Source organism: Streptomyces sp. NPDC090108 (genome assembly GCF_044747185.1).
Taxonomy (GTDB): Bacteria; Actinomycetota; Actinomycetes; order Streptomycetales; family Streptomycetaceae; genus Streptomyces.
The window spans coordinates 27889-52280 of record NZ_JBIVDQ010000005.1 but is presented as its reverse complement, the minus strand read 5'-3'; the positions used below and the strand labels follow the sequence as shown (position 1 = coordinate 52280).

Below are 24392 nucleotides of genomic sequence, written 5' to 3'. Positions count from 1 at the left end.
GACAAAGTTGAGCAGGCCGCAGGGCTTCGCGTGGCGGTTTTACGGAACGTCCCCCACCGGGGGCGTTCCCTACGCCCCGTTTTCACCGGCGCCCGGCGGCGCGCGGGCGCCGCGGCGGCGTCGGCGCGCGCGGGACGGAGGCGGATCGCCCGCGCGGGACCGCGCCGGTCACACCCCGCTCACTGCCCGGTCACACGTGCAGCAGGACCAGGTCGTCCCGGTGCACGACCTCGCGCTCGTACGCGGGACCCAGCTCGCGTGCCAGCTCACGGGTCGAACGGCCGAGCAGCCGGGGGATCTCCCGGGCGTCGAAGTTGACGATCCCGCGGGCCACCGCGGTCCCGCGGGCGTCGCGCAGCTCGACCGGGTCCCCGGCGCTGAAGTCGCCGTCGACGGCGGCGATGCCGGCGGGCAGCAGGGAGGTGCGCCGCTCGGTGACGGCGCTGACGGCGCCGTCGTCCAGGGTGAGGGAGCCCTGCGGGGTGGAGGCGTGCTGGAGCCACAGCAGGCGGTCGGCGGAGCGCCTGCCGGTGGGGTGGAAGTAGGTGCCGGTGTCACCGCCGGAGAGGGCGTCGGCGGCGTGGACGGCACTGGTGAGCACCACGGGGATGCCGGCGGCGGCCGCGATCCGGGCGGCCTCGACCTTGGTGACCATGCCGCCGGTGCCGACGCCCGCCTTGCCCGCGCTGCCGATCTCGATGCCATCGAGGTCGGCGGGGCCGCGCACCTCCGCCATCCGGGAGGTGCCGGGCCTGCTCGGGTCGCCGTCGTAGAGGCCGTCGATGTCGGAGAGGAGGACGAGCAGGTCGGCGTGGACGAGGTGGGCGACGAGCGCGGCGAGGCGGTCGTTGTCGCCGAAGCGGATCTCGTCCGTGGCGACGGTGTCGTTCTCGTTGACGACCGGGAGGGCGCCCATCGCGAGGAGCTTGTCGAGGGTGCGGGAGGCGTTGCGGTGGTGGGCGCGGCGGCTCATGTCGTCGCTGGTGAGCAGGACCTGGCCGACGCGGACGCCGTAGCGGGCGAAGGAGGCCGTGTAGCGGGCGACGAGGAGGCCCTGGCCGACGCTGGCCGCGGCCTGCTGGCGGGCGAGATCCTTCGGCCGGCGGCGCAGTCCGAGCGGGGCGAGGCCGGCGGCGATGGCGCCGGAGGAGACGAGGACGACCTCCCGCTCGCCGCCGCTGCGGCTCTTCGCGAGGACGTCGACCAGCGCGTCGACGCGGTCCGCGTCGAGGCCGCCCGCGGCGGTGGTCAGCGACGAGGAGCCGACCTTGACGACGATCCTGCGGGCCTCGCCCACGGCCTGCCTTGCCCCTGCCACCTTGCCTGGTGTCCCCTCGCGCGTGTCCGGCTTCCTGCGCGGCAATCTACGCGAACCGGTGCGGACGCCGTACGGCGGTCCACTCCCCGGACAGGCGTTGAGTGATCATTTGCTCACGGTTCGCATACGGCAAAAAGGTTGCACTGGTTGCGCATAGAAATTAAAACCACTTCAAACATAAGTTGAAGGTTGTGTCATCTCATGCCTCCGCCACGAAGCGCGTTCTTCTCAGATCCGGCAAAAGCCCCTTCGACGTGCTCTCGGTGGAGGATGCCCTCCACCGCGACGTGATCGCCACCAACTCGGGCAACCTGATCTTCAGCGACGCCGCACACAAGATCCTCCAGACTCCGGACACCGAGGTCTTCTCGAACGGCATCGGCACCGATGTGACCGCCGCCGCCCGGATCAACGAGGAGTACGACGCCTTCGTCGTACCGCTGGCCAACGCGTTCCGGCCGTCCTTCGAGGGCCGGCTGAAGCGCATGACGCGGCTGATCCGCAAGCTCCGGATCCCGGTGGTGGTCCTCGGCGTCGGCGCGCAGACCGGCGTGGGCTACGACCCGGCGCGGCTGAAGCCGATGGAGGAGTCGGTGCGCGACTTCTGCTCGGCGGTGCTGGAGCGCAGCGCCTCGATCGGCGTGCGGGGCGAGTTCACCGAGCGGTACCTGCGCGACATGGGCTTCAGCGACGTGGAGGTCATCGGCTGCCCGTCGATGTTCCTGTACGGCCGCCGGCTCGACGTGCGCAAGAGGCGGCCCGAGCTGACCGCCGGGTCACGGATCGCGGTGAACGGCTCGCACGACGCGGTGCGGGCGAACGGCCTCGGCAGGATCCTCGCGCACGCGCACGAGAACTACCCGAACCTGCGCTTCATCGGCCAGAACATCAGCGACGCGCGGCAGCTGCACTGGCGGGACCTGAGCGACCCGAACGCCAGGGTGACCGCGATGCCGACGCACCCGGACCACCCGATGTACCGGGAGGACAAGGTCCGCGTGTACGTCGATCCGGTCACCTGGATCGACGAGCTGCGCCCCTTCGACTTCTCCTTCGGCTCCCGCATCCACGGCAACATCGCGGCGCTCCTCGCGGGGACGCCGGCGACCGTGCTGTGCGGCGACTCGCGCACGCTGGAGCTGTGCCGCTACTTCGAGATCCCGTACCAGCTGCTGGAGAAGGCCGCCAAGGACCCGGCGTCCGCCGACCCGGCGCGGCTGTACGAGCAGGCGGACTTCAGCGGGCTGACGGGCAACCACGCCGAGCGCTTCGACCGGTTCGCCGCCTTCCTGGACAGGAACGGGCTGCGGAACACCTTCACGCACGGCGACAGCGGCGCGGCCTTCGACGCGCGGATGCGGTCGCTCTCGTTCCCGTCGGCCGTGCGCCCCTGGAACGACGCCGATCTCTCCTCGCTCAGCAGCCGGTTCGGCTGGCTGCACACCCGCGTCGGTGAACTGACCAAGGAGAACGTCCAGTTGCAGCGGGATCTGGCCCGGTCCAGGAAGACCGTGGTCGCGGCGCCCGCCGCCCCGTCCGTCTACCGCCGCGCCCGCCGGGTCGTGGGCCGGGCCCTGCACTCCGGACGGAAGTGACCGCCGCCCGCGCACAGTGACCATCCCCCGAGGGAGGATCCGAGAGGACCCTCCCTCACCGGGCCGGGGCCCCAGGGCCACCGCTCACCGGTCCGGACCGTCAGGCCGTCGCCGCTCCGAAGCCGCCCAGAGGAAGCATCCGCCGGATCTTCCGCAGTGCGCGGCGCCGGTAGGAGTTGGCGGCGGCCTCGCGGTATCCCGGGAAGACCCGGGCCTCGCGGGCCTCGGCGCGGTAGATCTCGTCGGGGATGCCGGCCGCCTTGGAGCGGAAGTGCGGGTAGACGAGGTAGACGTGGGTGCCGCGCTTCTCCAGGATCGCGGGCGCCTGCTTCTTCGCCTTGACGAACTTCACGACGTCCAGGAGGAGATCGGGGCGCTGCATGGCCACCAGGTGCAGCCGCAGCCGCTCGTTGACCTTCAGGCTGCGGGCCACACCGGGGTTCCAGTACTCCTTCAGCAGCGGAGCGGCCAGCTCGAACTTGTGCCGGCGCACCTCTTCGCTGTCGGTGAGGAACTTGGGCCCGAACTGCGGAAGCAGGGTGATCAGGAAGGGCCGGACCATGAGGAGGTCCCGCTTGGCGCCGGCCGGGACCATGTCGGAGATGAGCTTCATCAGGGCCCGGGCGGAGTCGAACCGCAGCGTGTAGCTGCCGCTCTTGGTCACGTGCTTGCCGTCGTCGCGGCCGACCAGGTAGTAGCAGGTGTGGTCGGCGACCACGGAGACGCCGTCCGCGCGCAGGTACGCCTCCAGCGTGAACAGCGCGTCCTCACCGGTGAACAGCGACTCGTCGAACCGCATGCCGTGCTTCTCCAGCAGCGCGCGGCGGAACAGCTTCTGCGCGCTGAGCGTGAACTTGATGTTGGAGGAGAAGACGTCGGTACGGGGCAGGGTCTTGCCCCACATCGACTTCGGCGCGGTCCTGTTGACGCCCTCGACGCGGCCGAGGACGACGTCGGTGCCGTTCTCGTCGGCCATGGCGACCATGCGCTCCAGGGCCTCGGGGCCGAGCCGGTCGTCGGCGTCGAGGAAGAAGACGTAACGGCCGGTCGCCTTGCCGATGCCGACGTTGCGCGGACCGCTGGGGCCGCCGGAGTTCTTCTGGCGGACCACGGTGACCGTCATGGGGGCGCGGGCCGCGAACTCCTCCAGGTACTCCCCGGTGCCGTCGGTCGAACCGTCGTCGACGGCGATGAGCTCCACGCGTGCCGGATCCATGGTCTGCGCCTCGACGGACGCCAGGCACTCCACCAGGTACGGCATCGCTTCGTACGCCCCGATGATGACACTCACATCAGGCTGCGCCACGACGGTCACGTTTACCCCTTGTCAACAGAACAATTCCCGCGTATCGACTCAATAGCAAGGTGTTAGACGGGCACACCGGGCAAGAGGTTGCTCTGTGGCGAGCACGACGTGACGCACCTCACGTGAAGATGCGGAGGACGCGGGACGCGGCGGGACACAGCCGACATTACGCCGGGCCGGTAAGAGCCGCCCGACGGCCGCACGCGACACGGGTAAGAGCGCCGGGTGAGAAACCTGAACGCGCCCCGGTGCCGGGCGACGGCGCGCGGAGGAGAGCGGCGCACGCGAGGACCGCGCACGGAGGGGACCACCCACGGAGCGGACCCCGCACGGGAAAAGGGCCGGCCCCCGGGATGCTCCCGGGGGCCGGCCCTTGTCGGCGAGGGCGGTCAGACCGCGCTCACGCCGTCCGTCTCACCCGCGGACGCCCCGCGCTGGCCGGGCAGCACGCCGGTCAGCTCGGCCGTCCCGTCCTCGGCACCCGCACGGGCCTCCTGGCCGACGTTGCGGGCCTCGGACTTCAGGGCCAGGTCGGCGACCGCGGTGTTGAACTGGTCGATCGACTTCGGCTCGTCCGGGCCGAGCAGGTAGCGCTTGAGCTCCTTGCGGTCCTCGGCCAGCGGGTCCCCGGCCGGGTCGCGCACGGCGTCCAGCAGGTCGCCCAGTCCGGCCGCCGTGTTGGTCAGGATCGTCGCGGCGCGCACGGCCGTGTTCTGCCGCTTGAACTCCTCGGCGCCCAGCTCGGCGGAGTCCGTGACCGCGTACGGCTTGCCGCTCGCGATGAAGTCGGAGACCACGGAGGAGATGTCGGAGACCATCGCGTCGGAGACGTTGAAGCAGTCGTACAGGCGCGGCTCGGCACCCGTGATGACGCGGTGCTCGTACGCGGGGGCGGAGCGCCAGTAGGCATCGTTCCACGCGGTGCGCAGCCGGGCGATCTCCTCGTGCCGCGCGACGTCGGCGACGCCGTCGCGGGTGGCCTCGGCCTCGTCGCCCTTCTCGCCGCCGGCCCCGGCCAGCTCGGTCAGCCGTGCCTCGATACGGGCCAGCTCGGTCCTGGCCTGCTCCAGGGCGGCCGCGTCGCCGGTGAAGGCGGAGTCGGCCGCGCGGGCGGCGGCGGCCTTCTCGATCAGGGCGGTGATCCGCGCGTGCGCGGCGCCGGCCGCCTTGCTGACGGTGCCGGTGAAGGGGTGCGGCTTGTACAGGACGCGGACCGGCGGGTCGGCCTTCACGAGCTTCTTCACGATGTTCTCGCCGGCGAGCACGATCGAGGTGTTGCCGGGGTTGCCGTCCCAGCCCTCCCAGGTGGGGGCGTACAGGACGGTCGGGATGCGCCCCGCGGGCACGCCCTGCCAGGTCAGGATGGGGGCCAGCTGCGGACGGCCGACCTCCACGATGTCCTCGTCGCGCACGCCGACGTCGGCGATGGCGTAGCGGTCGCGGCCGGCACGGCCCGCGGTCCACACCTCGTCGTAGGCCTTGCTGTACGGGTTGACGCTGGCGAGCTTGTCGCTGTCGCCGTGGCCGATGAAGACGTGCTTCATGGTGGGCACGCGCAGCATGTGGATGTTCTTGCCGACGTTCGCGGCGTACAGGGCCACCCGCACGGTCGACAGGTCCAGGTTCATCAGGTGCACCCCTCCGGGCACGCAGATGACGGGGACCGTGGTGGGCGCGAGGTTGTTCAGGATGACGCGCTCACGCAGGATGATCAGCGGCCGGCTGTCCAGCTGCTCCATCGTCTCCAGCCACATGTTGACCTGGTACGCGGAGTCCTTGGAGCCGGAGAAGTACAGCACCGTCTCCGGCTTGTAAGCGGCCAGCCAGTCGTCCATGGCGGCGAGCACGTCGTCGGCCTTGGGCGGGGTCTTGCGGCCGCGCACGTACGGCATCAGCACCAGCACGTACAGGCTGCCGAGGCCGACGGTGAGGGCGATGCCCGCGAAGCCCGCGACGGAGGAGTCCGTCAGGGCGGCGGCCAGCAGGCCCACGACGGCGAAGAGGTCCAGGTGGAGCATCTTCTCCGCGGAGCGGTGGAGCAGCCGCTGCGGCGGGGCGTCCGGGATGCGGATCCGGGACTTCAGGTCGATGTTGCGCGTGGCGACCGGCATCCGGCGGCGGTTGCGGATGAGCGTGATCAGCGCACCGTGCGGGGCCTGGAGGCCGTAGAAGGCGATGAAGCAGGCGATCGCGCCGTAGAAGACCAGGTTGTCCGAGAGGGACATCCGGGCCAGCAGCAGGATCAGCAGCAGCTGCCTGATCAGGAAGCGGATCGACAGGCCGGCCCTGACCTTGCTGAGGCGGTTGACCAGGTAGCTGCCCTTGCGGTGCAGATAGTGGTCCGCCAGGTACGTCACGGCGGCCACGGCCGCGAAGGCGTACGCGCTCGGGATGAGCGCGGCCAGCATGAGGCAGGGGAAGCCCAGCATCACGAAGGCCGCCGCGGCCAGCTCGGCCGCGCTGCCCACCCGGGCCACGCGAATAGCGGTGGATATCACGGAGAAACCTGCTCTGGGAGGGGGAGTGCCGGTTTTGTTCGGTAATACCGCGGGACGGCGGTAATTCGCGAGGTGTACGGACTCAGGCCTCTGCGAACGCCCGGTGAATGAGCGACCACAGAGGCCTGAATTCCGAAATCTAATGAGGCGTAATTATTACACGCCGTCCTGACGGTCCAGCACCGAGGCCAGCGCCTGCTCGAAGCCGGAGGCCTGCGCGGCGCCCTTCGTCGGGTCCTGCTGGCGGACGTCGATGACGTGACCGGTCAGCTCGGACAGCAGCACGTCGAGCGAGGTGCGCGCGACGGCCTCGGAGGAGAGCAGCGAACCCGAGGGCTCCTGGCCGAAGGCCTTGGTGCGCATCGGGGTGGCGGTGCGCTCGGGGTTGATGCAGTTGACGCGGATGCCGTCGCCGGCCCACTCGTCCGACAGCGCCTGGGTGAGGTTCACCATGGCGGCCTTGGTGGAGGAGTAGAGGCTGTACTCGGCACGGCCGCGGGTGTAGCTGCTGGAGGTGTAGAGCAGCAGCTGGCCCTTGGTCTCGGACAGGTACTTGTAGGAGGAGCGGGCGATCTGCACCGGCGCCAGGTAGTTGACCTTCAGCGCCTCCTCGATGGTGGCGTTGTCGGTCTCGGCGAGGCGGCCTATGCGCAGCACGCCCGCGGTGTTGACGACGTAGTCGATCCGGCCGGTCTCCGCGTACGCCTTGGACAGCGCGTCGTCGACCTCCTCCGGGTTCTCCACGTGGGTGCCGGTGGTGGAGCGGCCCAGCGCGTAGACGTTCGCGCCGTAGGACCCGGCGAGTGCGGCGATGTCCTGGCCGATGCCGTAGGAGCCGCCGAAGATCACGACGGTCTTGCCGGTGAGGAGCTCGCGGTAGGCCGCCTCGCCGTTCTGCTCCGGGGCCGCGGTGGAGGCGAGCTGGAACAGCTTGTCGGCGATGAAGACGTCGACCGGCTGGGTGACCTTCATGTTGTACTCGTCGCCCGCGACGACGTGGATCGGCACGTCCGGCAGGTACTTGAGCACGACGGAACAGTCGTCCGTGGCCTGGAAGTTGGGGTCACCGGCGGCGACCTCGTAGGCGCGGCGGATCGTGGACAGCTTGAAGGCCTGCGGGGTCTGGCCGCGGCGCAGGCGGGAGCGGTCCGGGATCTCGGTGATGAACTCGCCGTCCTCGCCGTGCGTGCGCGTGACGATGATGGTGTCCGCGGACGGGATGGCCACGTCGACGGCCTGGAAGCGCCCGAGGGCGGTCACGCAGTCGTCGATGACGCGCTCGGAGAGCAGCGGGCGCACGGCGTCGTGGAAGAGGACGTTGAGGTCCTCGCCCTCGGCCAGGCCCTCGCCGAGCGCGGAGATGGCGCGCTCGGTGGTCTCGTTCCGGGTCGAGCCGCCCTCGATGATCTTCTTGACCTTCCGGAACCCGGCCTTGGCGACGATCTTCTCGACGTCGCCGACGTAACCCGGCGTCATCAGCACGATGATGTCGTCGATCGAGTCGGCCTGCTCGAAGGTGGTCAGGGTGTGCTCGATGACTGCCTTGCCGGCGATCTTCAGCAGCTGCTTGGGGATCGACAGACCCACCCGCTGACCGGTGCCACCGGCCAGGACGACAGCGGTGGTACGGGGCTTGGCTATGTGCTGGGACACAGAGGACCTACCTTGGGGCGACAGGGAACCGTGAAATGGTCCCACTTCGGGTTACCGCAGTGCAAGGTGAGTGACGTCCCATGCATATGTGCGCGCAACCTGTCATTCACCTGGCACTCCCGGTGATTGGTCGCGGGTCGTGTGAACGCCCGTGGAATTGCTGTGAGTAAGTCCACAGGTGCCCCGGCACACCCCCGCGACACCCCGCCGCGCCGCGCGCGCGGGCGCTGCCGCACCCCGGTCCGCCCCGTGCGTGACGCCACGTCGCACGCGCCCCGCCACCCCCACGACACCTCGGCCCGCCGGCTTCGCCGCACGCGGGGACAGACGTCCGCGCGGGGCCGCCCCCGGCACCGGACCGCCGCCCGCGCGGAGCGACTCCCCTCACGCGCCGCGGCGCCTGCCGCACGCGTTCTTCATAAAAGGCACCGCACGGCCGCGACCGGACCGGAAACAGGCACGGCCGTTCCGGCTATTGCCGCGGAATTGCACATCACGATTCCGCTGCATTTCGGTTTCGGCCCGGGCCGGAGAGCGATTCGGCGCACCCGACGGCACGGCGCGATCGGAAAACGGACGGAACGGAGCCCGGGGCCATTTCCGCCCCGGGCTCCGCACGGTGGGAATTCCGCGTCATACGACCCGTACGCCGGGATCGTCCGCATCCACCCGCAGGGTCGCCAGCGTGCTCGCGGTCGCCTGCGGGCTGAGGACCGTGTCGACGACGCGGACCCGCGCGTCGATGCCGTCGCGGCGGATGTCGAACAGGTGGTAGCCGCGGTGGGCGTCGATCACCTTCCAGTGCGGGTTGTCCGCCATCAGCGGGTCCCACTGGGCGTGGAAGGCGGCCTGGTCCTGGTCGCCGCTGCTGGAGATGGAGGTGCCGACGAACTCGGCGCCGACGACGTCGGAGTCCGGGTCGGCGAAGTCCTTCTTGAGGTCGCTGATCATCGTCAGGTGCCGGTCGCCGCTGAGCACGACCGGGTTGCGGACGCCGGCGAACTCCTCCAGCAGCGCGTTGCGCTCCCGCTGGTAGCCGTCCCAGGCGTCGTAGTACCAGAGCTTGCCCTCGCCGAGCTGGAGGTCGGTCTCGGCCATCATGATCTGCGAGGCGATCAGGTTCCAGCGGGCCGGCGAGTCGTGCAGGCCGTCCAGCAGCCACGCCTTCTGCTCGGCTCCGAGCATGGTCATCGCCGGGTCCTGCGCGCCGGCCTGGCCGGTGGCCTGGTCGCTGCGGAACTGCCGGGTGTCGAGCACGTTGAACCGGGCCAGCCGGCCGAAGTCCAGTCGGCGGTACATCTGGATGTGCGGCCCGTTCGGGATCGCGGTGGCCCGGACCGGCATGTGCTCGTAGTACGCCTGGAAGGCCGCGGTCAGCCGGGCCACGAACGCGTCGTGCGACTGCTTGTCGGGGTCCTGCGGCACCTCGCCGGCCCAGTCGTTGTCGACCTCGTGGTCGTCGAAGGTGACCACCCAGGGCACGCTCGCCTGGATCGCGGCGAGGTCGGGATCGGTGCGGTACTGGGCGTAACGGTTGCGGTACTGGACGAGGGTGACCGGCTCCCCCTTGCCCTCGTGCCGCCGTACGGCCGTCGAGGACGGCGCGGACTCGTAGATGTAGTCGCCGACGAAGAGGACGACGTCGGGTTCCTGGGCGAGCATGTCCGCGTACGGGGTGAAGTAGCCGTGCTGCCAGTTCTGGCAGGAGGCGAGGGCCACGCGCAGCGAGCCGCCCTTGCGGTGCGGGTGCGGGGCGGTCCGGGTGCGTCCGGTGGGCGAGAGCTGGCCCCCGGCCCGGAAGCGGTACCAGTACCGGCGGTCCGGACGCAGGCCCCGTACGTCCACGTGGACGCTGTGTCCGAGCTCGGGCCGGGCCTCGGCGGTGCCCCGGCGGACGGTTCTGCTGCACCGTTCGTCCTCGGCGATCTCCCACTCGACGGAGAACACCTCGTCGGGCATCCCGCCGCCGGCCAGCGGGTCCGGGGCGAGCCGCGTCCACAGCACGATGCCGTCGGGCAGCGGGTCGCCGGAGCCGACGCCGAGGCTGAACACGCCGTCCGGTAACGGGGTGTCCGCGGCGCGGGCGACGCCGGGAACCCAGAGCTGGGAGGAGGCGGCGGCACCGATGACGGCGGCGCCGGCGGTCAGAAAGCGGCGTCGATCGGGCGTAGTTGCTCCAGGCATTCGCGAACTCCCTCGCCGTATGGGCTTCTTCGGATCGCACACGGACTTCCGGGAAGCCTCCACGGCCGGTCGGCCAGCCCGTTGAACCGGAAGCTTCACGCGCATGACGACCAGGCGGACAACAGAGGACCCGTCACGGCACAGGAACCACATGACGCACGTGATCTCGCCACAACGGGTCGACAGGTCTGCTCAAGTGTCAGGAGGTGTTCACGGTAACGGGTGTTGAGCGGGTGAACGCCGAACCGTTCCGGCCATTCGCGCCGCTGTCCCAGGGGGCGCTCGCCCGGTCCCGGCGCGCTGCCGGTCTCCCGGCAGCACACTCCCCCTCCTCCGGGAGGGCGGAACGCGCCGCGGCCCGGAACGGAGATCCGTTCCGGGCCGCGGCGTCCGGGCTCACCGGGCGGGGGCGCGGGTCGCCCCGCGGGTCACCGCCCGCTTCCCCGGGGCCGGCGGGGCCCCGGGGTCCTGTCTCAGGCGAACGGGTCGAAGTCGTCGTACTCCCGCTGCGCCTCGTCCTTCTCGGCCTGCTTGTCGCGACGGCGCTGCGCGGCGGGGCGCGGCGCCTCCATGCGGTGGTCCTCGCCACGGCGGCCGAGCATCTCGGCGCCCGCCATCATGGTCGGCTCCCAGTCGAAGACGACCGCGTTGTCCTCGGGACCGATGGCGACGCCGTCGCCGGACCGGGCGCCCGCCTTCATCAGCTTCTCCTCGACACCGAGGCGGTTGAGGCGGTCGGCGAGGTAGCCGACGGCCTCGTCGTTGTTGAAGTCGGTCTGGCGCACCCAGCGCTCCGGCTTCTCGCCGCGCACCCGGTACAGCGGCTCGCCCTCGATGTCCTCGCGGGTGACCGTGAAGCCGGCCTCGTCCACGGCCTTCGGGCGGATGACGATCCGGGTCGCCTCCTCCTTCGGCTTGGCGGCGCGCGCCTGCGCGACCATCTCACCGACCGCGAACGTCAGCTCGCGCAGTCCGATGTGGGCCACGGCCGACACCTCGAAGACGCGGTAGCCGCGGGCCTCCAGGTCGGGGCGGACCATCTCGGCGAGGTCCTTGCCGTCCGGCACGTCGATCTTGTTCAGGACGACGATGCGGGGACGGTTGTCGAGGCCGCCGTACTGCCGCAGCTCCTCCTCGATGATGTCGAGGTCGGAGAGCGGGTCGCGGTCGGACTCCAGGGTCGCCGTGTCGAGGACGTGCACCAGCACGCTGCACCGCTCGACGTGGCGCAGGAACTCCAGGCCGAGGCCCTTGCCCTGGCTGGCGCCCGGGATCAGTCCCGGCACGTCGGCCATGGTGTACACGGTGGAGCCGGCCGTCACGACGCCGAGGTTGGGCACGAGCGTGGTGAACGGGTAGTCCGCGATCTTCGGCTTGGCGGCGCTGAGCACGGAGATCAGCGAGGACTTGCCCGCGCTCGGGTAGCCGACCAGGGCCACGTCGGCGACGGTCTTCAGCTCCAGGACGATGTCCTGGAGGTCGCCCGGCTCGCCGAGCAGCGCGAAACCGGGGGCCTTGCGGCGGGCGCTGGCCAGCGCCGCGTTGCCGAGGCCGCCGCGGCCGCCCTGGGCGGCGACGTAGGAGGTGCCGTGGCCGACCAGGTCGGCGAGCACGTTGCCGGCCTTGTCCAGCACGACCGTGCCGTCCGGGACGAACAGGATCAGGTCCTGGCCCTCCTTGCCGGAGCGGTGGCCGCCCTCGCCCGGCTTGCCGTTGGTGGCCTTGCGGTGCGGGGAGTGGTGGTAGTCGAGCAGCGTGGTGACCGACTGGTCGACGGTGAGGATCACATCGCCGCCACGGCCGCCGTTGCCGCCGTCGGGGCCGCCGAGCGGCTTGAACTTCTCACGGTGGACGGAGGCACAGCCGTGGCCCCCGTTACCCGCGGCGACGTGCAGATCGACGCGGTCCACGAAGGTGGTCATGGTTGGTGCCTCCTGGGGGGTACCCCCGGCCGACAGCTGGGGACGTACGGGTATTTCTTATGTCAACACGCGAAAGGCGGACCCGCCTTCCCGAACGGGAAGGTGAGGTCCGCCTCGCGAATCGTTCGGTCGAAGCCGTGAATCAGATGATTCAGGCGACCGGGACGATGTTCACGACCTTGCGGCCACGGTGGGTGCCGAACTCCACGGCACCGGGCAGCAGCGCGAACAGGGTGTCGTCGCCGCCACGGCCGACGCCGGCGCCCGGGTGGAAGTGGGTGCCACGCTGGCGGACCAGGATCTCACCAGCGCTGACGACCTGACCGCCGAAGCGCTTCACGCCGAGCCGCTGGGCATTGGAGTCGCGACCGTTCCGAGTGGACGATGCGCCCTTCTTGTGTGCCATCTGTTCTCAGTCCCTTACTTCGCAGCCGCGGGGATCTCAGTGACCTTGATCGCCGTGTACTGCTGGCGGTGGCCCTGACGACGGCGGTAGCCGGTCTTGTTCTTGTAGCGCAGAATGTCGATCTTCTGGCCCTTGTGGTGGTCCACGACCTCGGCCTGGACCTTGATGCCGGCCAGCACCCACGGGTCGCTGGTCACGGAGTCGCCGTCGACAACGAGCAGGGTCGAGAGCTCGACCGTGTCGCCAACCTGGGCGGTGGAAATCTTGTCAACCTCAACGATGTCGCCGACAGCAACCTTGTGCTGGCGACCACCGCTGCGCACGATGGCGTACACGCGGATCTCTCTTTCGCTCGAAAACAGACGGCACCCCCGCAGGCCAGCCGCCCGGGAAACATCACGGGCAACCTCTCCCGGCCCAACCAGCACCCGGGAGGAAAAGGTTTACGGGGATGTGGCGTGTCCAGTGACACGCCGACGGTCAAGGTTACGGGGCCGCGGCCGAAGGGGTCAAACCGGGCCGGGCCCCAGGGGTGTGCGGCCGGTCACGTCGACCGGCCGCACACCCCGCGAGGGCTTCGTCAGCCCTCGTCGGTGGCCGCGGAGACCGTGGTGGTCTTCTTCGCCGCCGACTTCTTGGCGGCCGTCTTGGCGGTCTTGGTGGCCGCCTTCTTGGCCGTCGTCTTCTTCGCGGCCGTCTTCTTGGCCGCGGTCTTGGTGGCCGCCTTCTTCGCCGGGGCCTTCTTCGCCGGAGCCTTCTTGGCCGCCTTGCGGGCGGTCTTCTTGGCCGGCGCGGCCTCCTCGGCCGTCTCCTCGGCGGCGGGCGCCTCGGCGGGAACCTCGGCGGTCGCCTCGGCGGCGGCCTCCTGGGCGGCCGACGGGACGACCACGACGGCCGCCTCCTCGGACGCGGTCGGCGCGGTGGCCTTGCGCACGGCACGGCGACGCGGGCGGGCCGGGGCCGCGCTCTCGGCGGGTGCCTCCTCGGCCGGAGCGGCCTCGGCAGGCGCCACCGGCGCCTCGGCGGCCGGGACGGCCTCGGTGACGGTCACCGCGGCCTCCTCGGCCCCCGCCGGGGAACCGGCGGGCGCGGACGCCTTCCGGGTGGCGCGGCGACGCGTACGGCCCTTCGGCGCGGCCTCCTCGGCCGCGGGCTCCTGAGCCGCGGCCGGCTCGGCGACGGCCGGCTCGGCCGGTGCCGGGGCGGGCTCCGCGACCGGCGCGGCGGCCTCGGCCTTCGGGGCGCGGGCGGCCTCGGCGGCCTCCGCGGCCTCGGCACGCTCGGCCCGCGCGGCGCGGCGGTTCTCCGCCCTCGGCGCACCGGCCGGAGCCGAGGCCCGGCGGCTCGCGCGGCGCCGCGTACGGCCACGGCCGGCCGCGGCCTCCGCCTCGGCGATGCTGCTGTACAGCTCCTCGTCCGGCACGAACTCGGGCGCGGGCAGCGCGACGGGCTCGGCGACCTCGGCGGAGACCTCGGCGACGGTCTCCGTCTCCGTCTCCGGCTCCGCCGCCTCGCCGGTCTCCACGGCCACGGCGGCCGCCTCGTGCTCGTGCACGTGGCCGTCTCCGCCGCGGGCGCGCTTCTTGCGCTTGCCGCCGCCACCGCCGCCGGGGGCGGTCGGCTGCTCCATGTGCACGATGACGCCGCGGCCGTTGCAGTGGACGCAGTTCTCGGAGAACGACTCCAGCAGACCCTGGCCGACCCGCTTGCGGGTCATCTGGACCAGGCCGAGCGAGGTGACCTCGGCCACCTGGTGCTTGGTCCGGTCACGGCCCAGGCACTCCAGCAGGCGGCGCAGCACCAGATCGCGGTTGGACTCCAGGACCATGTCGATGAAGTCGATGACGATGATGCCGCCGAGGTCGCGCAGCCGCAGCTGGCGCACGATCTCCTCGGCCGCCTCCAGGTTGTTCCTGGTGACCGTCTCCTCGAGGTTGCCGCCCTGGCCGGTGAACTTGCCGGTGTTGACGTCGACGACGACCATCGCCTCGGTCCGGTCGATCACCAGCGAACCGCCGCTGGGCAGCCAGACCTTGCGGTCCAGCGCCTTGGCGAGCTGCTCGTCGATCCGGTAGGTGGCGAAGACGTCGACCTCGGAGGTCCACCGCTGCAGCCGGTCCGCGAGGTCCGGGGCCACGTGGGAGACGTACCCGTGGATCGTCTCCCAGGCCTCGTCACCGCTGACGATGACCTTGGAGAAGTCCTCGTTGAAGATGTCGCGCACGACGCGGACGGTCATGTCCGGCTCGCCGTACAGCAGCGCCGGGGCGTTGCCCGTCTTGGCCTTCTTCTGGATCTCCTCCCACTGCGCCTGCAGACGCTCGACGTCGCGGCGCAGCTCGTCCTCGCTCGCGCCCTCGGCGGCGGTGCGCACGATGACGCCCGCGTCCTCGGGGACGATCTTCTTGAGGATGGTCTTCAGCCGGGCCCGCTCGGTGTCGGGCAGCTTGCGGCTGATGCCGGTCATCGAGCCCTCGGGGACGTACACGAGGTAACGGCCCGGCAGGGAGACCTGGCTGGTCAGGCGGGCGCCCTTGTGGCCGATCGGGTCCTTCGTCACCTGGACGAGGACCGACTGGCCCGACTTCAGGGCGGACTCGATGCGGCGCGGCCCGTTGGCCATGCCGAGCGCCTCGAAGTTGACCTCACCGGCGTACAGGACGGCGTTGCGGCCCTTGCCGATGTCGATGAAGGCGGCCTCCATCGACGGCAGCACGTTCTGGACCTTGCCCAGGTAGACGTTGCCGACGTACGAGGTCGACTGCTCCTTGTTGACGTAGTGCTCGACGAGCACGCCGTCCTCCAGGACGCCGATCTGCGTGCGCTCGCCGTGCTCGCGCACGACCATCACGCGCTCGACGGCCTCGCGGCGGGCGAGGAACTCCGCCTCGGTGATGATCGGGACGCGGCGGCGGCCCTGCTCACGGCCCTCGCGGCGGCGCTGCTTCTTGGCCTCCAGACGGGTCGAGCCCTTGATGGACTGCACCTCGTCGGACGGCTCGGTGGCCTTGCGGGGCTCGCGGACCTTGACGACCGTGCGCTCGGGGTCGTCGGAGGGCGCGTCGGAGTCGAGGCCGCTGTCACCGGCCCGGCGACGGCGGCGACGACGGCGGCGGCTGGAGCTGGAGCCACCGGACTCCTCGCCACGGGCGTCCTCGGCGTCCTCCTCCTCCTGCTCGGCGGTGTCCTCGGCGTCCTGCTCGGCCTGCTCGGCGGCGAAGTCGTCGCCGTCCGCGTCCAGGCCCTCGCCGTCGGCGGCGTCACCGCGGCGACGGCGGCGGCCGCCACGGCGGCGACGGCGGCGCGAGCCGGACTCCTCCGAGCCCTCGGCCTCGTCGCCCTCCTCGTCGTCGGCCTCGGCGGCCTCCTCCGGCTCCTCGGCCTCGGCGGCCTGCGGCTCCTCGACGGGGGCACCGCGGCGGCGACGGCGACGGCGGGCGCCGCTCTCGCCACGCTCCTCCTGGTACGCCGTCTCCTGGACGGTCCCGGCGGCCTCGGTCTCCTCGGCCTCCGAGGTCTCGTCGGTCTCGTCACTGTCGTCGGTCACGGCCGCGGCCTCGGCCGCGGCGCGCTCCGGGGTCTGGAAGCGCGGCTCGGTGAACACCGGCGCCTGGAACACGGCCACGGCGGGACGGCGGGTGCGGCGCTTCTTCTCGCCTTCGGCGGCCTCGGCGGGCGCGGCGGCCTCAGCGGGCGCGACGGGCTCGGCGGCGGGCTTCGTGGTGACGGCCGGCGCGGGCTCGGAGAAGCCGCCCGCGGCCTGGCGCACGACGCGGCGGCGACGGCGCGGCCCCGTGGCCTCGGCGGCCTCGGGCGCCTCGGCGGCGGGGGCCTCCGGTGCCTCGTCCGCGGCGGTACGCCGGGGGGTCTCGGCCTCGGCCTCCGGCGTCGCGGCGGTCTCGGGGGTGCCGGCGGGCGCGGAGACGCGGCGCGTGGCGCGGCGGCGGGCGCGGCGCGGCGCGCCGTCCTCGCCGGCCTCGGCCTCGGGGGCCTCGGCGGCCTTCGGGGTCTCGGCGGGCGCGGGGGTCTCGGAAGCGGCGACCTCGGCGGGGGCGGCGGTCTCGGCGACGGCCGGCGATCCGGCGGGCGCGGCGGCGCGGCGGGTCGCACGGCGGCGGGGCCGGCCGGTGGAGGCGGTCTCGGCCTCGGGCGCGGCGGCCGGAGCGGCCTCGGCCACGGCCGGGGTCTCGACGACGGCGGGGGCCTCGGCGGCGGGCGCGGTCCCGGTCGCCTCGGCGGCCTTCGGGGCACCGGCGGGCGCGGAGGCACGGCGGGTGGCGCGACGGCGCGGACGGGCGGGCGCGGCCTCGGCGGCCGGCTCGGCGGTCCCGGCATCGGCCTGCGCGGAGGGGGTCACCGGCTTCTCGGCCTGGGTCACGGCGGCCACCGCCTTCTGTTCGGTCTCGGTCTCGGTCTCGGTTCCGGCCGGGGAGCCAGCGGGCGCGGCGGCGCGGCGGGTCGCACGGCGGCGGGTACGGCCGGGTGCGGACTCGTCCGCGGACGCGGCGGCCCCGGAAGCGGCGTCGGCGGGCGCGGCGGCCTCGGACGCGGGGGTCTCGACGGCGGCGGGGGCCTGCGCGGCGGGGACGACCGTCTCGGCGGTCCCGTCGGACACGGGCGCTCCGGCCGGCGTGGAGGCACGGCGGGTGGCCCGGCGGCGCGGACGGCCGGCGGGGGCGGACTCCTCGGCGGCGGGCGCGGCCACGGCCTCGTCCTCGGCGGTCGCCTCGGCGACGTCGTCCGTCTGCGCGGCGGCCACGGCCGGGGTGGTGGCCTCGGCGCCCTGGGCGGCGCCCGGCGGGCCCGCCGGGCGTGAGGCGGCACGGCGACGCCTGCGCGGCGGCAGGGTGTCGCTGGGGCTGTTCGGTTCGGAACCCTCGTTGGGTTCGGTCGGCTCGAGCATGCGGGCGGTTCTCCCGTCAGGCTCCCGGGCGCCGCGCCTGGTCCGGCGCCGGTCTCTGGGGACCGATCACCGTTGACGTCCGCGGCCCGCGCGATGCGCGGTGGCCGCCGTCCGGGGCGCGGGCGCCGCACGGGAACTCTGTGTCCTGTCTCGCCGGTTCCGTACGCCTTGTCGGTACGGCCTGGCGAAAGTCTTCTGGTCGGTGCGCCGCCCGACCCAGGTGGCTCCCGAGTCGAGGGCTGCGCTACGACGTCCGTCCCTACGCGGGACCTCCCGGCGCCGTCGCGGCGGCAGCCGGTGTGGCCCTCAGGCCTCGGCTGCCTCGCGGTCGGGCGCGAGCGGGTCGGTCACCGTGCCGGTCTCTTCATCGAACAGCCCCTGCGCCAGCCTGGTCACCGCTGCGGGGACCGGCGGCGCCAGGTCGGCCACGGCGCGGAGACCGGACAGGACGTCGTCGGGTCGTACGGCAGGCGTCACGTGCCGAACAACCAGCCGCAGTATCGCACAGGGGCGGTCGGTCGGCCTATCAGCAGGCGAATCGTGCGTTTCCAGCCGCGCGACGGCCGGGCGGGCGTCGAAGGTGCGGACGCCGTTCTTGGTCATCCGCTGCACCTCGACGGTGGCGGCCTTGTCGAAGGCCTCGACCGCGCGGCGGAGCTCGTCCGGGTCGACGCCGTCCAGCCGCAGTTCCCAGACGGAGGCGGTGAGCCGGTCGGCGAGGCCCGAGGTGCGTGCCTCGACCGCGTCGACGATGTCGAGCCCGGCGGGCAGCGACTCGTCGAGCAGGGCGCGCAGGGTCTCGGGGTCGCGCGACCGGGTCAGCGCGATCTCCAGGTACTCCGCCTCGCTGCCGGTGCCGGTGGGCGCGGCGTTGGCGTACGACACCTTCGGGTGCGGCGTGAACCCCGCCGAGTACGCCATGGGTACCTCGGCGCGGCGCAGCGCACGCTCGAAAGCGCGCTGGAAGTCACGGTGGCTGGTGAACCGGAGGCGGCCGCGCTTGGTGTAGCGCAGTCGGATGCGCTGCACCGCGGGTGCGGGCGGCGGGCCTTCGGGCTGTCGCTTGCCCAGTGTCCTAGTCCTTCGTGAGTGCGGTCGTGCTGCTACCAAGAGTACGTGTCCCGGGGCGCTGAAGTTCCCGTCGGTCCGCGGCGGCGGGCTCCCGGGGACCGCCCAGCAGCATCCTGCGGAAGTCGGCGCGGGCCTCCCGGACGGTGTCTCGGGTGGACTCCAGCGCCTGACGCGCCGTACCGCGCGCGGAGCGCAGCGCCTGACGGACGGCACCGCGAGCGGAGTCCAGCGCCGGGCCGGCCACCCCCCGCACGGAGTGCAGTGCCCGCCGGACGGCCCGGCCGGCCCCGCGCGCGGCCTCGGCGACGGGCCGCAGGACGAGGTCGCGCAGGACGTGCCCGACCGGGGTGAGGACCGCCCTGTACACCCAGCGCAGCGGCTCCGCGACGGCCCGGCGGAGGACCCACCGCAGGAGGGTCCCGAGCGCGCGCCCGACGACGAGCGATATCCGCCCGGCGATCCGCCACGCGTGCCCGAGCGCGTCCGCGGTCTCCCGTACGACGACGGCGAGAACCCGGCCGAGCGGGACGAGGACCCGGCGCCACAGCGCGAGCGCGGGGAGCACGAACAGCACGCGCGCCGTCCAGTACAGGACCGCGCCGGTCCCGGCCGCCACGGCCGCGGCGAACCACGCCAGCCCGCGCCCGGCAGGAGCCAGGACCCGGCGCCACAGCGCCCGCGCGGGCAGCACGAACAGCACGCGCGCCGTCCAGTACAGGACCACGCCAGTCCCGGCCGCGACGGCCGCGGCGAACCACGCCAGCCCGCGCCCGGCGGGAGTCAGGACCCAGGTGTACAGCCGTCGCGCGGGCCACACCGCGGCGGCCCACAAGGCCGCGCCCACGGCGGCGAGCAGGGCGCCCGCGCCGGTCAGCAGCAGGACCACGCCCCGTCCCGCCGGGGCGAGCACGCGCGCGCGGAGCCACGCGAGACCGGCTCCGGCCCCTCGCACGCCCCGGACGAGAGCGTGCCCGAGCGGGGTGAGGACCGCCGTGTACAGCCACCGGACGGGTATGACGACGAGGACGTGTCCCAGCCACCGCAGAGCCCGGCCGGCCGGTACGAGGACGAAGCGCCACAGGGCCACCCACGGCAGCACGAGGACCGCCCGTCCGAGCCACAGCAGCGCACGCCCCGCGGGACGCAGCACGGCGTCCTTCAGCAGCCGGCCGGTGACGGTCAGCGCGTCCCACACCATCCGCACGGGCACCACCAGCACGAGCACGACGATCCGCACCGGGATCCGGATCGCCACGGCGAGGCACCCCTCGGGCCCCTGCTGCGGCGGCGGCTTGTGTGTGTCCATACCGGTGAGGACGCCTGCGGACACGTTCCGGATGCCTCGAAGGAGAAGGAGATCACCCTTTCGGCCCCGTCACGTCCGTGCTCCGGCGCCTCTGCGACCTCAACCGTCCCATCCGTCACACGGTCCGCGGACTCCCGGCCCCGCGCGTGCCGCCGGGGTCTTGTCACCGGGCCACGGCAGTCGTATTCAAGACAGTGACGGGCGCACGCTCACGCCATTGGGGGAGGACGAACCGATGCACTGGTACGTGGACGTACTGAAGAAGTACGCGGTGTTCGACGGCCGCGCACGCCGGCAGGAATTCTGGATGTTCACCCTGTTCAGCCTGATCATCAGCATCGTGCTGGCGATCGTCGACAACGCCATGAACTCGGTGGTGCTCGGCCTCGTCTACAGCCTGGCCGTCCTGCTGCCCTCCCTGGGCGTCACGGTCCGCCGGCTGCACGACACCGGCAAGTCCGGCTGGTTCGTCCTGCTCTGCCTGATCCCGCTGGTCGGCGGGATCATCCTCATCGTCTTCCTCGCCACCGAGGGCAAGCCGGAACAGAACCAGTACGGCGCCAACCCGAAGTACGCCCAAGCCGCCTGACGGAGAAACGGAAAGGCCCGCCGGACGGATCCGACGGGCCTTCACCTCTGGCTCGGCTCAGTGCGTGTGACCGCTCGCCGCCGGGGTCGGGGCCGCGTTCTTGACCGTCAGGGGCAGGAGCTTCTTGCCCGTCGGGCCGATCTGGATGTGGGTGTCCATCTGCGGGCAGACGCCGCAGTCGAAGCACGGGGTCCAGCGGCAGTCCTCGACCTCGGTCTCGTCGAGGGCGTCCTGCCAGTCCTCCCAGAGCCAGTCCTTGTCCAGGCCGGAGTCGAGGTGGTCCCAGGGCAGGACCTCCTCGTAGGTGCGCTCGCGGGTGGTGTACCAGTCGACGTCGACGCCGAAGGGGGCGAGCGCCTTGTCGGCGCAGGCCATCCAGCGGTCGTAGGAGAAGTGCTCGCGCCAGCCGTCGAAGCGGCCGCCGTCCTCGTAGACGGCGCGGATCACGGCGCCGGTGCGGCGGTCGCCGCGCGAGAGCAGGCCCTCGACGATGCCCGGCTTGCCGTCGTGGTACCGGAAACCGATCGAGCGGCCGTACTTCTTGTCGCCGCGGATCTTGTCGCGGAGCTTCTCCAGGCGGGCGTCCGTCTCCTCGGCGGAGAGCTGCGGGGCCCACTGGAAGGGGGTGTGCGGCTTGGGGACGAAGCCGCCGATCGAGACGGTGCAGCGGATGTCGCCCTGGCCGGAGACCTCGCGGCCCTTCTGGATCACGTTCATCGCCATGTCGGCGATCTGGAGGACGTCCTCGTCGGTCTCCGTGGGCAGGCCGCACATGAAGTACAGCTTCACCTGGCGCCAGCCGTTGCCGTAGGCCGTGGCGACCGTACGGATCAGGTCCTCCTCCGAGACCATCTTGTTGATGACCTTGCGCATGCGCTCGGAGCCGCCCTCGGGGGCGAAGGTGAGGCCGGAACGGCGGCCGTTGCGGGTCAGCTCGTTCGCCAGGTCGACGTTGAAGGCGTCGACGCGGGTGGAGGGCAGGGAGAGGCCGATCTTGTCCTCGGTGTAGCGGTCGGCCAGGCCCTTGGCGATCTCGCCGATCTCGCTGTGGTCAGCGGAGGACAGGGAGAGGAGGCCGACCTCCTCGAAGCCGGTCGCCTTCAGGCCCTTCTCGACCATGTCGCCGATGCCGGTGATGGAGCGCTCGCGCACCGGGCGGGTGATCATGCCGGCCTGGCAGAAGCGGCAGCCGCGGGTGCAGCCGCGGAAGATCTCGACCGACATGCGCTCGTGGACGGTCTCCGCGAGGGGGACCAGCGGCTGCTTGGGGTAGGGCCACTCGTCGAGGTCCATGACGGTGTGCTTGGACACGCGCCACGGCACACCGGACTTGTTCGGGACCACGCGGGCGATGCGGCCGTCGGGGAGGTACTCGACGTCGTAGAAGGCCGGGATGTAGACGTTGCCGGTCCTCGCGAGGCGGAAGAGGACCTCCTCGCGGCCGCCGGGGCGGCCCTCCGCCTTCCAGGCGCGGATGATCTCGGTCATGTCGAGCACGGCCTGCTCGCCGTCGCCGATGATCGCCGCGTCGATGAAGTCCGCGATCGGCTCGGGGTTGAAGGCCGCGTGGCCGCCCGCGAGGACGATCGGGTCGTCGATCGTGCGGTCCTTGGACTCCAGCGGGATGCCCGCCAGGTCCAGGGCAGTGAGCATGTTGGTGTAGCCCAGCTCCGTGGAGAAGGACAGGCCGAACACGTCGAAGGCCTTCACCGGGCGGTGGCTGTCGACCGTGAACTGCGGGACCTTGTGCTCGCGCATCAGGGCTTCGAGGTCCGGCCACACGCTGTACGTGCGTTCGGCGAGGACACCCTCCCGCTCGTTGAGCACCTCGTAGAGGATCATGACGCCCTGGTTGGGCAGTCCGACCTCGTAGGCGTCCGGGTACATGAGCGCCCAGCGCACATCGCTGGACTCCCACGGCTTGACCGTGGAGTTGAGCTCGCCGCCGACGTACTGGATCGGCTTCTGCACATGCGGGAGCAGGGCTTCGAGCTGTGGGAAGACCGACTCGACAGACATCGCGGATTACTTTCGTGAGCTGACAGGGGGGTGACCATCAAGCCTAACGCGCCCCGGGGACTCCTCCGTACGCTCGAACGGGGGTACCGGAGGCGATCTCCCGCCACATACCGGGCAGCTCCGCCTCGCTGTCCGCCGCCCGCCGCTCCTCGCGGCCGTACAGCAGCCCGTAGGTGAACGCGCTCTCCCCCGCCGCGTGCGCCACCGCGGCCAGCTCGCGCAGGGTGCGGCGGCCCATGACGCTGTCCTGATGGTCGCCGAGCAGGCTGGTGAGGGACTTCATCGACTTCGCGAGGTCCCGGGCGGGCGTGCCGAGGGCGGGGACGGTGGCCTCGGCGCCGTAGCGGGCGCGCTTGGCCTTCTTGCGGGCCTCGTGGAGCGCGAGGTCGCGGTCCTGGCCGGGCGGCAGGACGAGGGCGCCGGTGACCAGGCGGGAGACCTTCCCGAGGTCCCTCCGCACGGCGCGGGCGAGCACGCGGTCCGGTTTCCTGGCGGCCTTCGGGCGCAGGGGCGGCGCGGCGAGGAGCGCGTCGAGGGTGTCGAGGAGTGCGAGGTAGCGGGCGGAGTCGAGGACGGCGACGAGATGGCCGCGGGTGCTGTGGTGCCGGACGCCCGCCCAGGTGGTGAGGCGTTCGTGTACGGGGCCGAGCACCAGGTCGGAGGGGAGGCCGTCGAGGGCGTCGGTCAGCCGTTCGGCGAGCACCTCCTGGTCGCGGTCCAGGCCGAGTTCTCCGGCGAGCCATTTCAGCTCGGCGGCGGCCGGGCCGGTGACGGCGCGGTCGAGGACGGCGCCGAAGGTGCGGAAGGCCGAGCGCATGCGGCGGGTGGCCACCCTCATCCTGTGCACGGAGTCGGGGATGTCCCGGCGGACGGCGGGGTCGCAGGTGAGGATCATGTCGCGCTGTTCGCGCACGTAGGCGAGGACGTGGTCGCCCGCGGTGACGGGTGCGGCGCGGCCGCCGCGCCGGGGGCCGGGTCCGCCGGTCTCCTCCATGGCCCGGGCGACTTTGGACGGCGACTTCGACGGACGCACGCCGGCCTCGCGCAGCCGCTTCTCCACCTCGTCGAGGAAGGCGGGGTCGCCGTCGTCCGCCAGTTCGACCTCGATCTCGGTCCACCGGGCGGTGCCGCCGTCGCGGTTGAGCCGCTCGGCCGTGACCTCGTCGACGCTCGCCTCGGCCAGCAGCGCGCCGTCGGCGCCGATGAGGTGGCTCACGTCGCGGGCGGAGACGAGCCGGACGACGGGGACGAGCGCGGCGCCGCGGACGCGGGCGCGGACCAGTGCGGCGATCTCGTCGGGGACGGCGTCCGAGAGCGGCGCGCGGATCTCGTCGCGGACCCCGGGGGCGACCGGGAACTTCAGGTGCCAGCCGGCGTCGGATCCCCCGGTGCGGCGGCGCAGGGTGAGGGAGGCGGCGGCCAGCCGTTCGTCGGCGGTGTCGTAGTAGGTGGCGTCGAGTTCGACCAGTCCCTCGTCGCGGACGGCCGCCACGCCGGGGACGCCGGTCAGATCGGGGAGTCCGCCGGCGCCGGCCTCGTACTTGCGCTCGATCTCACGCTTGGTGTCCGCCATGTACCGAATCTAGTGCCGGAGGGGACCTGCGGGGCAACGGTTTTCCGGG

General features: G+C 72.2%; 14 protein-coding genes and 1 pseudogene. 2 read left to right on the top strand and 13 right to left on the bottom strand.

The window, feature by feature from the left end; genetic code table 11:
- Positions 1-190: 190 nt before the first annotated feature.
- Positions 191-1297: a glutamate 5-kinase gene (gene proB, locus ACIPRD_RS18515; RefSeq protein ID WP_401565135.1), complete on the bottom strand. Its 1107-nt coding sequence runs from the start codon at positions 1295-1297 to the stop codon at positions 191-193.
- Between the two features lie 212 nt (positions 1298-1509).
- Between proB and ACIPRD_RS18510 the strand changes: the two genes are divergently transcribed.
- On the top strand, positions 1510-2913 hold the full coding sequence (locus ACIPRD_RS18510) for a polysaccharide pyruvyl transferase family protein (RefSeq protein ID WP_401564271.1): 1404 nt from the start codon (positions 1510-1512) through the stop codon (positions 2911-2913).
- A 100-nt stretch (positions 2914-3013) separates the two neighbouring features.
- Here ACIPRD_RS18510 and ACIPRD_RS18505 read toward each other — a convergent pair whose 3' ends face one another.
- The 10 genes and pseudogenes from ACIPRD_RS18505 to ACIPRD_RS18460 all read right to left on the bottom strand — a co-directional run bounded on the left by ACIPRD_RS18505 (position 3014) and on the right by ACIPRD_RS18460 (position 20162).
- Entirely contained in the window at positions 3014-4174 is a 1161-nt protein-coding gene (locus ACIPRD_RS18505) for a glycosyltransferase family A protein (protein WP_356399053.1), read from the bottom strand.
- A 434-nt stretch (positions 4175-4608) separates the two neighbouring features.
- Positions 4609-6687: a hypothetical protein gene (locus ACIPRD_RS18500; RefSeq protein WP_401565132.1), complete on the bottom strand. Its 2079-nt coding sequence runs from the start codon at positions 6685-6687 to the stop codon at positions 4609-4611.
- Between the two features lie 186 nt (positions 6688-6873).
- Positions 6874-8370 carry an SDR family NAD(P)-dependent oxidoreductase gene (locus ACIPRD_RS18495; protein WP_401564268.1) on the bottom strand — a complete coding sequence of 499 codons (1497 nt, stop codon included), beginning with the start codon at positions 8368-8370 and terminating at the stop codon, positions 6874-6876.
- A gap of 633 nt (positions 8371-9003) precedes the next feature.
- Complete coding sequence (locus ACIPRD_RS18490) at positions 9004-10554, bottom strand: alkaline phosphatase D family protein (protein WP_356397437.1); 1551 nt, start codon at positions 10552-10554, stop codon at positions 9004-9006.
- Positions 10555-11027: 473 nt separating this feature from the next.
- Entirely contained in the window at positions 11028-12476 is a 1449-nt protein-coding gene (obgE, locus tag ACIPRD_RS18485) for a GTPase ObgE (RefSeq protein ID WP_356397434.1), read from the bottom strand.
- Positions 12477-12627: 151 nt separating this feature from the next.
- Positions 12628-12882, bottom strand: coding sequence for a 50S ribosomal protein L27 (gene rpmA / locus ACIPRD_RS18480; RefSeq protein WP_356397431.1), 255 nt, complete (start codon positions 12880-12882; stop codon positions 12628-12630).
- 14 nt (positions 12883-12896) lie between these two features.
- Entirely contained in the window at positions 12897-13217 is a 321-nt protein-coding gene (gene rplU, locus ACIPRD_RS18475) for a 50S ribosomal protein L21 (protein WP_010041937.1), read from the bottom strand.
- Positions 13218-13462: 245 nt separating this feature from the next.
- Positions 13463-17785 carry a ribonuclease E/G gene (locus tag ACIPRD_RS18470; RefSeq protein WP_401564263.1) on the bottom strand — a complete coding sequence of 1441 codons (4323 nt, stop codon included), beginning with the start codon at positions 17783-17785 and terminating at the stop codon, positions 13463-13465.
- 259 nt (positions 17786-18044) lie between these two features.
- Positions 18045-18814 (bottom strand): annotated as a pseudogene (locus ACIPRD_RS18465) (TIGR03936 family radical SAM-associated protein).
- 46 nt (positions 18815-18860) lie between these two features.
- Positions 18861-20162 (bottom strand): hypothetical protein, encoded by a 1302-nt coding sequence (locus ACIPRD_RS18460; protein WP_401564261.1) that lies wholly within the window; start codon positions 20160-20162, stop codon positions 18861-18863.
- A 235-nt stretch (positions 20163-20397) separates the two neighbouring features.
- On the opposite strand from ACIPRD_RS18460, the gene ACIPRD_RS18455 reads away from it, so the two are divergent.
- Complete coding sequence (locus tag ACIPRD_RS18455) at positions 20398-20751, top strand: DUF805 domain-containing protein (RefSeq protein WP_356399049.1); 354 nt, start codon at positions 20398-20400, stop codon at positions 20749-20751.
- A 57-nt stretch (positions 20752-20808) separates the two neighbouring features.
- Here ACIPRD_RS18455 and ACIPRD_RS18450 read toward each other — a convergent pair whose 3' ends face one another.
- Both ACIPRD_RS18450 and ACIPRD_RS18445 read right to left on the bottom strand, forming a co-directional pair.
- Positions 20809-22770 carry a TIGR03960 family B12-binding radical SAM protein gene (locus tag ACIPRD_RS18450; RefSeq protein ID WP_401564258.1) on the bottom strand — a complete coding sequence of 654 codons (1962 nt, stop codon included), beginning with the start codon at positions 22768-22770 and terminating at the stop codon, positions 20809-20811.
- Between the two features lie 43 nt (positions 22771-22813).
- Positions 22814-24343: a CHAD domain-containing protein gene (locus ACIPRD_RS18445; RefSeq protein WP_401564255.1), complete on the bottom strand. Its 1530-nt coding sequence runs from the start codon at positions 24341-24343 to the stop codon at positions 22814-22816.
- Positions 24344-24392: the final 49 nt, after the last annotated feature.